Raw genomic sequence first — 12,455 nt, forward strand, 5'->3', positions numbered from 1 at the left:
AACCGAAAGGCTACGCCGCCTTTCTCCTATTTCCACACCTAAAGATGATACCTCTGGGGCTTGTCCTAACATTTCGTGAGGGGATGTCTGTAGACGTGTACATACCCGTTGATGCAGATGTCAGTGCCGCCTCTGCATGTTGCAGCGTTCAGTTCCTTTGGGAGAGCGGCGGCCAGAGTACCTATATGAGCCCGCTGCTGGTAAGAGCCTGAGCAATCGGAAGCGCTGAGACTGCCAGTGCTGTCCGCGAGTGTGAAAGGGGGTTTTTTGAATTTGATGTATGAGCGTTGTGGCAGGAGGATATCTATGTCTGAGTCTCAGCAAGAAAGTCGGCGAGCGAAATGATGGCACTGTTTGCGTGGCGTTTGAGCGCCAGGAGGTGCCGATCGCCGGAAACGATCCATTCCGCCTGAGCGGCCATTGCACATTCAAGAATGCGGTTGTCTGGCTCGTCTCGTAGTAGGTGTAGGGTCGGGCGGGGGCGTAACACTTTGGCAATGTGACTGATGCTCTGAATCGCCTGCCGAGTCCTGTCTTCTGCCCAATCGAACTTTGTCTGGAGCACTCGTGCGGTTTCTGTCAGGATTGCGACTGAGGTGAAGAGTTCAAAATGGCCTTTGATCGCTCGGAGGTAGGCTTCCTCGGCGTTCCCTCCAGGAATAGCAAAAGCCGAGATGTAGATGTTGGTATCAAAGACGACACGCACGATCAGCGGCCTTGGAAGACGAGTTTCTCCACGTCGGCTTCGGTCAGCACTCCTTTCTTTCTGGCTTTCTTTGCACCGTATCGCTGTAATTCGTGGAATTGCTCTTCTCGACGCCGTTGTTCATAGACCGTGAGCATTTCCCTGAAGAGTTGGCTCTTATTCTTGGCCTCTGCTTTGGCCAGTCTGTCAAAATTCTCAGCCAGATTGGACGGGAGGGAGACCGTCACTGGAACGCGCGAGTGTTTCATGGGCACCTCCTGTATGACAAAATCATACAGTGGAGGATGCGGCGAGGTCAAACGCAAAGCCGAAGAGATAAGAGGGTGAGTCTCGGGGGGCAGAAATCTTGCCTAGGCGACAGTATGCTACCGTACTTTGGCTGTGGCCAGGATGGATTTGGCTGCCGCGATGCCGGACAGCGCTGCGCCTTCCATAAACCCTTGCCATTCATAGAACGAATTCGTGTGTTCTCCAGCGAAAAAAAAGGTTGCCCGCCGGCACTCCCTCCAGACCGGCCATCGTTGTGAATTGGCCGGGGCGGAGAAGTCTGAGCCCTGAGTCAGTTCTTACATCGTTCCGACGGCGTCGTCAGCCGACCAGACTTGACGCTTGGCCAGCAAGGCGGCTGTCATTAATCGTGCGGATGAACGAAATGCAGCGGTTCAAACCATCGGCCAGACTCTCGGTTGCGAATGGTCAGGGGCGGTATCTTACTGAGGGTGAGGCAAGCGGAAGGAGATTGGATACGAGCGGTGGTACCTCTATTCGATCGAAGGAAGGGGCGAACACCGGCCAGAAAAAACGGCGTAGGGGAGTGTCTGCTCCCTCATTCGCTTTCAATCAGCACAGGCCTCGATGAGTTCTGTCTTGACGAATAATCAGAGAGCACCACGGTCGACTGTTGGAGTTCATCGACCACCGGATGGGAACCCATGTCGATGGATCCTTTAAAGAACGCGCCTTCTTCCAGTGAAAACGACGGGGAGGCAATATCGCCGAGCAGGACCGCCGGCTTCAGGAGCTGGATCTTGCTGCTCGCGGTGACGTTCCCTTGGATTTTCCCTCTGCAGACAACGGATTCAGCAACGATCGAGCCTCGGATGAGCGCATTTTCGCCGATGACCAACATGCCCTTGGCGTGGATTTCTCCTTCGATGGAACTATCGATTTGAACGGTGCTGTGAAAATGGACGATGCCTTTGAACGTGACGTCTTTCCCTAGAACTGTAAAATTTGCATCGCCCGTTTCGAGCTCTCGTTTTTTGTCCCACATGATGGCGATCCTCTTTTAAGCTGGAGATGAGCGTATCCAATCCCTCTGATCGACACAGGCCCTTCATCCTAACGAAGTGGGAATAGCCCGTGCGTCCTGTCAGCAGAAATCGAAGGACAACATACAGGAGTCGAGGGAAAGAATCAAAGGCAGGTTTGTACGTATCTCTCTTGGTCTGGATCGAGGGCTATTTCTTGGCGGAGGGGTGTTGCTGAGTTGGTTTCTTTTCCGAACTAGATCTGGTGATGGAGGTGACGGTCTTGCCGATCGCCGGTCCGATCGTGGGAATTTCTTGTTCGATGTTTTGCGCGGCGCTCCGTACTCCGCGCGCGAGGTCTTCGACGGTCAGGACCTTGCTGCGTTCAGTCTGCTGGGATTCAGCCGACACGAGCCCGCTTCCAACCACAGAGAGCAGAGTCAGGAGCGAAAGGAACTGTTTCGTCACACCCTGTCGCGCCATGGAAAAACTATAGCATACGCGTACGAGGAACGGTTATCGGCACGATGCGTTGGATGGAGTATTCGGGTGGGATCGCGTATGATCGCCTCGCAGGATGCGGAAAAAGACCGCCAGCGGCGTTCTCGCATCGCTCAGAGGCTCAACGTACGGCCCAGAGTACGATTCGCCTCTTCGCTCGCTGCGGCCTTGCTGGGCAGCCTTTTTGCGCATCCTGCATGACTATTCAACGTCGTCTTACGCCTCAATATCCGTGACGGCGACAACAGGTCAACATGAGTTTTTCCGCAGCCTACTAGGTCTGCAACCGATATATCAGTAGGGAGTGTCCAATGGATGTCGATGTCTCATCTCGGCGGTTGATCGTTGTTGGGTGTCTCTGTGCCGGACTCGGCGTGGCAGCCGGCGCATTCGGCGCTCATATGCTGAAGGAGATCCTAGAGCCACCAATGTTGGCCGTCTACGACACGGCGACCCGTTACCAGATGTATCATGCCTTCGGCATGGTCTTGAGTGGGTTTGCGGTGCGTCTCGGCCGCGATGCGGGAGCGGCCAAAGCGGGCTGGCTGTTTTTGGCAGGGATGGTGTTATTTTCCGGGAGTCTGTATGGCGTGTCGTTGTTGGGAGTGCGCTGGCTCGGAGCGGTGACGCCGGTCGGTGGCGCGCTGTTTATCGTGGGGTGGTCGGTGCTGGCTTGGCGCGCCTACCGTGGGGCAGGATGTTGAAAAATCCTGCCAGCTTTGTTCTCGCATCGCTCAAGGCCTCAACGTGAGGAAGTCGAAGGCGAAGTACCTATCCGCTCGTATGTGATCGAAACGAGCGGTTCAAGCGAAGCTTGGTATGTACATCCTCGGCCTTTCGCTCGCTGCGGCCGCGGTCGGTGGAATGCGCGTCTTGGCGCGCTGGGGTGGGAGGGTGAGAACGGCAGAATTTTTGAACATCCTGCAGGGGATGTGTTGGCAACTGTGCGTTAGGGCTGACAGGGGGCCATGCGTTTGGCGCTAATCGGTCCCCATCCTCCCATGTTGTTCACGAACGACCCTTCGATCTTCGCATCGTCCTTGATGAACAGCAGGCTGTCCTCTTGGAGCTGGCCGTTATGCTCCCAGCGTAAGTAAATGGCATCTCCCAGGATGATGATCTCGGTCGGTGCTGCGGCCTGAGGCGAGACCTGTTCGAGTGGGGGGAACATGATGGTGGACTTCTGTTCTCCGTGCTTCTGGTGGTTGTGAATGGTCCATTGCCATGTCCCGCACAGTCGAGCCCGGCCTTTGGCCTGCCGGATCCGTTCCTTCCACGCATAGATGTCCCACCACGCGGCGGTTGCCTTTTGACTGGCTTCCAGCGCGGTACGGTTCGCAGCGAGTAACAGCTCCGTAGTCTTCGGCGAGACTGTCGCTTGAGATGGTCCTGTTTCCTGGTCTGTCTGGATGAGACGGAACAGGTCGGAGAGTGAGGTCATCTTGCTGCGGCTCGTTACCCAATCTTGCTGTGTGGCGTGTAGGGAGGTGCTAGTCGTGGAAGGCTTCTCTTCATTGCCGATCGAATCAGCAAACTGCCAGACGGCCATGGCTGCCATCAGTTCAGAGATGGATTGGGACAACTCAGCCAGGCGCAACTCCTTGACCAACTTGCTTGAAAGTCGTTTGGCCCCGACGGCCCTTGCCGCATCGTTGAGACCGAGAGCAGGGCCGATGGTTGCGGTGAATAACGCTTGGGCACTCTCGTCTGAATCGATTGACGCGAGTTGGTTCCCCTTTTGTGAGATTATCTGAGAGAGCAGCATCGGCGACGCGTCTTCCGATCGGACCGGAGAGGACGATAGAAGGATGGAGATCCCCATGATGATTGCAAGGAGCCCGACTGTGGCATCCCGATGTATGCCGAGCTCTCGGCGATGACAAGATGGGCCAGCGAGAATTGAGTGGGTGTGAGTCTGGTTGCGCGGAGACGGTGTGCCTTGGGTCATGTTCCTTGGAAACAAGACTTTAAGAACATCGCGGTTCGTTCCCAGGCGAGGGCTGAATCGCTCGGGTCATAGGAGGCTGGCTTCATCTCGTTGCAAAAGGCGTGGGCCGCCTCAGGGTAGCGATGAATCTCGACGCGCTTGGCATATTCGGCGGCGGCGCTGCGCAGTTGCTCGACGTCGTCCTGCGTTGCCCAGGTGTCCTTCCCTGCCTGGTGATAGAGCACCGATGAAAAGAGGTCTTTCATCAGCTCTTTGGGCGTGACCGGCTTGCCGTAGTAGGAGACGGCCGCCCGCAGCCGTTTTCGATGGCAGGCAAAACGGAGCGCATAGGATCCGCCCATTCCGTAGCCGACGACTCCATGAATGTTTTTCTTCACGAAGTGGGTTGTATTCAGGTATTCACAGCAGGAATTGATATCCGTGATGACATGCGCGTCGTTCTGACGTTCCTGCAGCGCGGCCGCCACGTCATCGTTGGCGGTCACCATTCCTCCCAACCGGCCGTAGAGATTGGGAATGATCACTGCATACCCTTCACGGGCCAGCTGAGCGCCCACATCCTTCATCTGTCCAGTTAATCCCCACCAATCATGCAACAGGACAAGCCCTGGATAGGTCCCCGGTTGTTGCGGCCAGAAGAGCAACGAATCGATTTGGTGTTCCTTCGGCATTCTGCTCTTGAAGTAGGGATCCACCATCTGATCGGTGTGCGTGGGAATCGGTACGCCGCTTGGAAAGCGGGCTGTTCCTGTTCCGATCTGTTCTAAGGTGAACGGTGTGGCGTGTGTCGTGGACATGGTTGGAATGTGTTATCGGAGCGGCTTTGTACTCAGCATGATCGTACTATATGAAGCCCCTTCCAGGAATGTCAAATGAGTGTCATTGACGGATGTGCCACGCCGTTTTACAGTGACGGTCTTGTGAGGTTGCGTGAATAAGGATTGCATCGGTGTGGGGTTAATCGGCGTGGGTCGGCATGGGATGCGCTATGCCCGGCACATCGTGCAGGATCTGCCCATCGCTTGTCTCAGGGCCATCTGTCGGCAGCATCCCGAACAGGGGTTTGATCTTCCCGGAGCTCCCTCGGTCACAGTGTACAAGGAGCCTCAGTCGCTGATTGCCGATCCCCTGGTCGATGTGGTTCTTGTCGTCACGCCGCCAATCTATTCCCTGGATATCTGTCGGATGGTGGTCCTGGCCCGCAAGCCCTTCTTGATCGAAAAACCGCTGGCAACTACCGCTGCCGATGCTCAGGCGATGGTCGTCCTGACTCGTGAGGCGGAGGTGCCGTTGATGACGGCGCAGACCCTCCGGTTCGACCACACGATTCAGCAGATGAAGACCCTGCGGCATCGGATCGGGCGGTCGGAACGATTGGACTTGATCAGCCGGATCGAGTTCAAACCAACGGCTCCTGACCATGCCGATGGCTATGGCAAGCGGGGAGCCCTGCTGGAAATCGGAGTGCATATGCTTGACCTGGTCCGATTTCTGACCGGGGAAGAAGTATCAGAAGTGCGTTGTACGACGGACATTCTTCCGTCTGCCGGGCCGGAAACCTCAGCCTCCGTTGACCTCACCACTGGGGGAGGAACGGTATGCCGGATCGAAATTGCACGGGTAGCCGCGGGGCGTGTTGGGCGAGCAGTATGGAGCGGTTCGTATGGACGACTGGAGGCTGATTGGGGCCAGCGTCGGCTCCAGTGTTCCGACGAAACCGGAACAACTGATTTCGATCTCCCTCCGGCCCAGACGGTCCTTGCCACCCTCACGGCATTTTTGCAGGCGGTGAACGAGGATACACCAATGCCCATCACGGGCGAAGATGGATTCCGTGCGGTGGAAATTGCCGAAGCCTGTTACCGCTCAGCGCAAGATACTGGTGCGCCGGTCACTCTGCCTGTTCTCCCGTCTCATTCCGCGACGATGTGAGTATCAGTTTCTTCGACGCCGTCGACTGCATGGACCTTGGTGATGACGACGTCGGACAGCGCGCGTTCATCCTGGACACTGATAAAGAGGAAAATATCTGGACGGCCGAAACAGGAATGGGCTTGTTCGACTCCGGGCATGCGCTTCAGCGTGGCGACGACATCTTTGGTTTTGCCCGCTTTGACCTTGATGAGAATGTAGGCTCTCGTTGCCATGTGTTCCTCCTTCTAAATTAGGTGTGCGATATGAGCTAGAAACTAGAAATCTGAAACTTGCAAGGCCTATCGTCCCCCCGCTCCCGGCATCGCGTTCCGTCGGGAGGTGTAGATCTCTTCAAACGTGTTTCCACGCGCGGCAAGTGCCGACCGGCTATCTTTCACGAGCTGCATGAGTCGCGTGAAATCATCGATGGACAGGTTGAACTGTCGTAGTCCTGTTGTCAGCCGCTGTCGTTCTTCGACCGCTGTCGGCAGGTTCGCGTCCGCGAGCGCCTCCAGCATGTCTGCAGTCCATCCGCTTGAGCGAAATCGTTCCAGGACTGTTGAGGTGTTCTCGCCGTGTTTGGCAGTCACGGCACGGTGCGCAAAATCCTGCAAACCCCCATCTGTACCTGTGGCGAACGCGGATTGAAGCTGAATGACGGACTGAATGATACGATCAGCTTCTCGGCTGCCCTCAGGCGGCAGCACCTGAGCCTGTTCCAGTGTCGCGAGAACGGCCATGGCCGATCCGACATACGGAGATGCGCGCTTTGACTGCTGCATCGGGATTGCAGGGGATTGGTATTCTGCAAAGGCTGAAGCCTGTTCCATTGTGAAGGACAAGAGTACGAGGCTGACGGCCATGATCAGGCCAACCAGCCAGGTGGATGGTGATCGAATTGAAGGGACCGTTCCCTCGGGGGAGTGCCAGAAACGCATAGGAGGATTATGACAGAGTCGGTAGGAGAGGCGATAGAGAGGACTTGGCAGCCGGCCCTCTATTGAAAGCTCCGTAGGGACTTCATATAATTGTCAGGTTTGGCCGCGGTCCGGCCTACATTCATTCATGACGATTCGTAACGAAACCGCCAAGACGCCATGCGAGACGGGCACGCGGAGCCCTGAGGGACCGAGGCATACTTGAAACAGTATGTCGAGGTCACGAACGGGCGAGCCTGCCCGCTTGGGCCGCGCGAAGTTAGCGGCCAAGCTGGTCGGAGCGGCGTATCGGCGGTTGCAGTAGAAGCGCTCATGAATAATGTGGGCTAGAAAGGCAGTGTGGTTATGCTTGCCAAGGTGAGGAGCGCGGCACTCGTCGGGCTCGATGCGCATCTGGTGGATGTCGAGGTCGATATCTCCGGAGGCCTTCCACAATTCTCAGTCGTTGGCCTGCCGGATGCCACGGTCAAGGAGAGTCGTGACCGCGTGCGTTCCGCGCTGAAGAACACGGGATTTCACTTTCCCGCCAAACGGATTACCGTCAATCTTGCACCAGCTGGAGTCAAAAAAGAGGGATCGGGACTTGATCTTGCGATCGCGGTTGGGATTCTCGTCGCCGAAGAGGTGATTCCACAGGCGATGGTGGACAAGCGGGTTCTGGTCGGAGAACTCTCGTTGGACGGTCGTGTGAGACCGATCATGGGCGCGCTCTCGTTTGCGCTCGCCTGCCGGGCCGGATACGATCTGTTGCTGCCGGCTGACAATGGCGCTGAAGCTGCGTTGGTGGACGGCATCAGCGCCTATCCACTCCATAGTCTGCCCGAAGCCGTGGAATTTCTGAAGGGGAATCAAACCATTCTGCCGAGCTATTCGAACCATGCGTTGCTGGAGTCTGCCAGGACGGCGGAGGACGAGGACTATTGCGACGTCCGTGGGCAGGACCATGCCAAGCGGGCATTGGAAGTGGCTGCGTCGGGTGGACACAATGTGCTGATGGTCGGTCCCCCAGGTTCCGGCAAGACGATGTTGGCGCGCCGACTCCCTTCGATTCTTCCGCTGCTGGAATCAGAAGAAGCTATTGAAACGACCCGTATTCACAGCGTCGCCGGGCAACTGGCTCCGGACCGGCCCTTGCTGACGGTGCGGCCCTTCCGCGCTCCTCATCACAGCATTTCCGATGCCGGTCTTGTCGGAGGAGGCACCGTTCCGAAACCTGGAGAAGTCTCCCTTGCGCATAACGGCGTACTGTTTCTGGACGAATCTCCTGAGTTCAAACGAGGTGTGCTCGAGGGATTGCGGCAACCGTTGGAAGATGGCCATATGGTCCTGACCAGAGCCAGCGGAACCCTGAAATACCCAGCCCGGTTCATGCTGATTGCCGCAATGAATCCTTGTCCCTGCGGATATTATGGCGATCGAACCAGACCTTGTATTTGTACCGTCACTCAGATTCGCCGATATCGCGCGAAACTGTCCGGGCCGCTGCTGGATCGGTTGGATATCCATCTGGATGTGCCGCCTGTTCCGGTGCGAGAGCTCCGTACCGAACTACCGGCACCAGAGGGATCAGCTGCGATCCGATCGCGTGTCGTCGCAGCTCGAGCACGTCAGCGGCGACGGTACCAACAGGACGGAATATATACGAATGCGCAGTTGAAGCCGCGGATGATAAAGCGGTATTGTGGGCTCGATCAGCCCGCTCAGGAATTGCTGGAGCAGGCGATGGCGAGGTTGCGACTGTCGGCGCGAGCGCATGGCCGCATCTTACGGGTTGCGCGCACCATTGCCGATTTGGCCGACTCGGAGAGGATTGAGACCGTGCACATCGCGGAAGCCATTCAATACCGTTCATTTGACCGTAATCCCGAGCTGTGAGGTTTCGGTGACGTCGACAAGAGTCTTTCTGTGGTGGTTCGTGATAGGTGCGACGATGGCGCTGGCTGTCATCATGGTGCAAGGGGGCGTCAGGGAAGTGATGCAGGCTCAGGGGTCTGTGTGGGAGCTGAAACTGGTTGAGTTGCTGACCACCATCATGGGCGGTGGGTTGTTGGGGGGCTGTATTGCGTTGATCCTCGATCGAATCAAAAAGTCCTAATTCTCTGTAGTTCCGAACATGTACTGAGTATTCACATACCTCCAGCTCTCTGTACTTCAAAACAATATGGATATTGAAATCGGCTCCAACCTCTATCGCAATTCAAACGGCACCATTGAAGTTGAGGGAGTTCCACAACTTCAACTGGCGCAGCATCCCACAAGCGGTGCGCTGTTGGTGAACTTTGCGCTGTTTGACTTGAATGGCCGGATGCTGGCCAAGGTGGTGGACAGCACCATGATGTTCAACGAACGGCGCGCCTATGAATTGACGAAGACGGATAAGAGCGTGTCAATGAAGGAAGCCGAGTCCGGCAAGATTCTTCTCCAGTTCGACGTGAAGGCTCCGGATATAGTGTCTTTGTCACGCGGGGAGTTCCATACGATGAAAGGCCACCTTTTCCACGTATCGCCGACGGGGTGGAAGCTTGAGAAGCAGCAGAAAAGTGGACTGATGCACGATGCCAAAGGGGGTGCTGTGTCTATCGGCTAGGTTGAGATGTCCGCTCGCTCGTGATAGTCGGCACCACGACAAGCTCCCCATTTTGTGCATCGACCGACGCCGTATCCCCATCACGCAACTCGCCTTTGATCAGCAACTTCGCGATCGGTGTTTCTAATTCCTGTTGAATGAGGCGTTTGAGCGGTCGGGCTCCGTAGACCGGATCATAGCCACGTTCTCCTAGGTGCTTGAGCGCGGACGGGCTGATTGCCAGGGGAATCCGCCGCTCGGCCAATCGAGTGCGGAGACGTTCCAGCTGAATTTCTACGATCTTGATCAAGTGTTCGGTGCCGAGTGGATGGAAGACCACAAGTTCATCCACCCGGTTCAAGAATTCCGGGCGAAACTGTTGCCGCAGCTCGCCCATCACCACCGTCCTCACGTGCTCATGGGACGCGCCGCGTTGCTGTGCCTCGAGGATCTGAGGGCTGCCGATGTTGGAGGTCATGATCAACACGGTGTTCTTAAAATCGACCGTGCGGCCTTGTGAATCGGTCAGTCGCCCATCATCCAGCACTTGCAGCAAGACATTGAAGACGTCGTGGTGCGCTTTCTCGATTTCATCGAATAGGATCACCGAGAAGGGGCGCCGTCGAACGGCTTCAGTGAGCTGGCCACCTTCCTCGTACCCGATATAGCCGGGAGGCGCGCCGATGAGGCGGGCGACCGTGTGTTTTTCCATATATTCAGACATATCGATTCTGACCAGATTTCCTTCGTCGTCGAACAATATTGCGGCCAGCGCACGGGCCAATTCGGTCTTCCCGACACCGGTGGGGCCTAGGAATAGAAAGGAGCCGATCGGGCGATTCGGGTCTTTGATACCCGATCGCGCACGCAGCACGGCATCTGCAACGGCTCGGACACCCTCGTCTTGTCCCACGACGCGTTGATGCAGCAATTCTTCGAGTTTCAACAGTTTATCGGTTTCCCCTTCGAGGAGACGAGAGACCGGAACACCGGTCCACCGGCTGACCACGGCGGCAATCTCGTCTTCATCGACCTCTTCCTTCAGTAGCCGTGTTTCATCCTGCTTCTTTCCCAAGTGCTGCTGTTCCAGCTCCAGTTCTCGTTCTAACCGAGGCAGTTCTCCGTACCGAAGTTCCGCCACGCGATTGAGGTCGTAGGCCCGCTCGGCCTGCTCGATCTTGAGCTTGATGTCCTCGATCGCCTCACGTGTTTTACGGAGCCTGGAGACGGAGGCTTTTTCAGACTCCCATCTGGTCTTCAGTACCTGTAAGTCGCGTTGCTTTTCGCTCAGCTCCGTTTCGAGGGTGGTCAACCGGGCGGCACTAGCCGGATCCCTCTCTTTCCTCAACGCTTCCCGCTCAATTTCCAGCTGGAGCACCTTGCGTGACACTTCGTCCAACTCCGCGGGAAGGCTGTCTATCTCGGTTCTAAGACGAGCAGCGGCTTCATCGACCAGGTCGATGGCTTTATCCGGAAGAAACCGATCTGAAATGTACCGCTGTGACAGCTTTGCCGCAGCGACGAGTGCGCTGTCTTTGATGCGCACGCCATGATGGACTTCGTACCGTTCTTTCAGGCCGCGCAAAATAGAAATGGTGTTCTCCACGGATGGTTGGTCGACCAGGACTGTCTGAAAGCGACGTTCCAACGCGGCATCTTTTTCGATGTGTTTTCGGTATTCGTCGAGCGTCGTGGCGCCGATCAGATGCAGCTCACCACGTGCCAGCATCGGCTTCAGCAGGTTGGCTGCATCCATCGCCCCTTCAGCCGCTCCGGCCCCGACGACTGTATGTAATTCATCGATAAACAGGAGGATTTGACCTTGAGACGATTGAATCTCCTTCAACACGGCTTTGAGCCGTTCCTCGAACTCGCCGCGAAACTTGGCTCCGGCGATGAGCGATCCCATGTCCAAGGCGAAAAGCTTCTTCTGTTTAAGACTTTCTGGAACATCGCCTTTGACGATACGGATCGCCAGCCCCTCCACGATCGCAGTTTTCCCGACTCCCGGTTCACCGATAAGCACGGGGTTGTTCTTCGTGCGGCGGGAGAGAATTTGAATCACTCGCCGGATTTCATCATCTCGTCCGATGACGGGATCAAGCTTGCCGTGCCCCGCTAATTGGGTCAGATCGCGCCCGTACTTCACCAGCGACTGGTAGGTGCTTTCCGGGTCCTGACTGGTGACACGCTGATTGCCGCGCACCTGTTGCAATCCGGACAGGAGACGGTCCCGGGTGAGTCCCAGTTTCTTGAGCACCCCTCCTTCCTGGACCATGGCCAATAACATATGCTCGACGCTGAGAAAGTCATCCTTGAGCGATTGCTGTTCGTCTTCTGCGTGGGCCAAGACCTGGTTGAGGCGGGTGGCCACATGTATTTGACCAGGCGAGGCGCCGGCGCCTTGTACCTGGGGCAGCTTGGCTAAGGCCTGTTCGACTGCTTGTCGAACAGCAGACAGAGCGAGACCGGCGCTTTCCAGCAGTGCTGGGGTTGTTCCGCCTTCCTGATCGAGCAGTGCCAACAGCACGTGTTCGACGTCGATGCCCTGATGGCTCCGACGTTGAGCATGCCCAGAGGCGGACTGTAAGGCCTCCTGCAGCTTGACGGTCATTCGATTCATGTCCATGGC

At 56.6% G+C, this 12,455-nt stretch carries 15 protein-coding genes and 1 pseudogene; 6 read left to right on the forward strand and 10 right to left on the reverse strand.

All coding sequences use genetic code 11. From position 1 onward, the window contains the following. Positions 1–304 precede the first annotated feature (304 nt). From E8D52_10775 to E8D52_10795, 5 genes and pseudogenes are all read right to left on the reverse strand, one after another. The gene (locus tag E8D52_10775) at positions 305–706 is read right to left on the reverse strand and encodes a putative toxin-antitoxin system toxin component, PIN family (protein ID TKB67759.1); all 402 of its coding nucleotides are present in this window, start codon (positions 704–706) and stop codon (positions 305–307) included. 2 nt (positions 707–708) lie between these two features. Continuing rightward, the gene (locus E8D52_10780) at positions 709–954 is read right to left on the reverse strand and encodes a ribbon-helix-helix protein, CopG family (GenBank protein ID TKB67760.1); all 246 of its coding nucleotides are present in this window, start codon (positions 952–954) and stop codon (positions 709–711) included. Positions 955–1,071: 117 nt separating this feature from the next. Then, a pseudogene (locus E8D52_10785) lies at positions 1,072–1,246 on the reverse strand (FAD-dependent oxidoreductase). 286 nt (positions 1,247–1,532) lie between these two features. Then, the gene (locus E8D52_10790; GenBank protein TKB67761.1) at positions 1,533–1,979 is read right to left on the reverse strand and encodes a polymer-forming cytoskeletal protein; all 447 of its coding nucleotides are present in this window, start codon (positions 1,977–1,979) and stop codon (positions 1,533–1,535) included. 187 nt (positions 1,980–2,166) lie between these two features. Beyond that, complete coding sequence (locus tag E8D52_10795; protein TKB67762.1) at positions 2,167–2,439, reverse strand: hypothetical protein; 273 nt, start codon at positions 2,437–2,439, stop codon at positions 2,167–2,169. A 329-nt stretch (positions 2,440–2,768) separates the two neighbouring features. Here E8D52_10795 and E8D52_10800 point away from each other — a divergent pair, with 329 nt between their 5' ends. Continuing rightward, positions 2,769–3,161: a DUF423 domain-containing protein gene (locus E8D52_10800; GenBank protein ID TKB67763.1), complete on the forward strand. Its 393-nt coding sequence runs from the start codon at positions 2,769–2,771 to the stop codon at positions 3,159–3,161. 245 nt (positions 3,162–3,406) lie between these two features. Here the strand turns inward: E8D52_10800 and E8D52_10805 are convergent, their stop codons facing one another. Both E8D52_10805 and E8D52_10810 read right to left on the reverse strand, forming a co-directional pair. After that, on the reverse strand, positions 3,407–4,405 hold the full coding sequence (locus E8D52_10805; protein TKB67764.1) for a hypothetical protein: 999 nt from the start codon (positions 4,403–4,405) through the stop codon (positions 3,407–3,409). Then, entirely contained in the window at positions 4,402–5,202 is an 801-nt protein-coding gene (locus tag E8D52_10810) for a dienelactone hydrolase family protein (GenBank protein ID TKB67765.1), read from the reverse strand. Before E8D52_10810 ends, E8D52_10805 begins: the two co-directional genes overlap by 4 nt. A gap of 133 nt (positions 5,203–5,335) precedes the next feature. Between E8D52_10810 and E8D52_10815 the strand changes: the two genes are divergently transcribed. Continuing rightward, positions 5,336–6,337: a Gfo/Idh/MocA family oxidoreductase gene (locus E8D52_10815; protein ID TKB67766.1), complete on the forward strand. Its 1,002-nt coding sequence runs from the start codon at positions 5,336–5,338 to the stop codon at positions 6,335–6,337. On the opposite strand, the gene E8D52_10820 is transcribed toward E8D52_10815, so the two are convergent. Then, the gene (locus E8D52_10820; GenBank protein TKB67767.1) at positions 6,319–6,552 is read right to left on the reverse strand and encodes an Lrp/AsnC family transcriptional regulator; all 234 of its coding nucleotides are present in this window, start codon (positions 6,550–6,552) and stop codon (positions 6,319–6,321) included. The genes E8D52_10815 and E8D52_10820 overlap by 19 nt on opposite strands. A gap of 66 nt (positions 6,553–6,618) precedes the next feature. After that, positions 6,619–7,059 (reverse strand): hypothetical protein, encoded by a 441-nt coding sequence (locus E8D52_10825; GenBank protein TKB67768.1) that lies wholly within the window; start codon positions 7,057–7,059, stop codon positions 6,619–6,621. Here E8D52_10825 and E8D52_10830 point away from each other — a divergent pair. The 4 genes from E8D52_10830 to E8D52_10845 all read left to right on the forward strand — a co-directional run bounded on the left by E8D52_10830 (position 7,058) and on the right by E8D52_10845 (position 9,844). Further along, positions 7,058–7,270 (forward strand): hypothetical protein, encoded by a 213-nt coding sequence (locus E8D52_10830; GenBank protein ID TKB67769.1) that lies wholly within the window; start codon positions 7,058–7,060, stop codon positions 7,268–7,270. The genes E8D52_10825 and E8D52_10830 overlap by 2 nt on opposite strands. Positions 7,271–7,602: 332 nt before the next feature. After that, entirely contained in the window at positions 7,603–9,132 is a 1,530-nt protein-coding gene (locus tag E8D52_10835; GenBank protein TKB67960.1) for an ATP-binding protein, read from the forward strand. Between the two features lie 7 nt (positions 9,133–9,139). Next, positions 9,140–9,352 carry a hypothetical protein gene (locus tag E8D52_10840; GenBank protein TKB67770.1) on the forward strand — a complete coding sequence of 71 codons (213 nt, stop codon included), beginning with the start codon at positions 9,140–9,142 and terminating at the stop codon, positions 9,350–9,352. A gap of 66 nt (positions 9,353–9,418) precedes the next feature. Continuing rightward, a complete protein-coding gene (locus E8D52_10845; protein ID TKB67771.1) occupies positions 9,419–9,844 on the forward strand; it encodes a hypothetical protein in 426 nt (141 codons plus the stop codon). Here the strand turns inward: E8D52_10845 and clpB are convergent. Further along, positions 9,834–12,452, reverse strand: a complete 2,619-nt coding sequence (clpB, locus tag E8D52_10850) for an ATP-dependent chaperone ClpB (protein TKB67772.1) — start codon at positions 12,450–12,452, stop codon at positions 9,834–9,836. The two genes, E8D52_10845 and clpB, sit on opposite strands and share 11 nt — an antisense overlap. Between the last annotated feature and the right edge of the window lie 3 nt (positions 12,453–12,455).

The sequence above is a fragment of the Nitrospira sp. genome (assembly GCA_005116745.1).
Classification (GTDB): Bacteria; Nitrospirota; Nitrospiria; order Nitrospirales; family Nitrospiraceae; genus Nitrospira_D.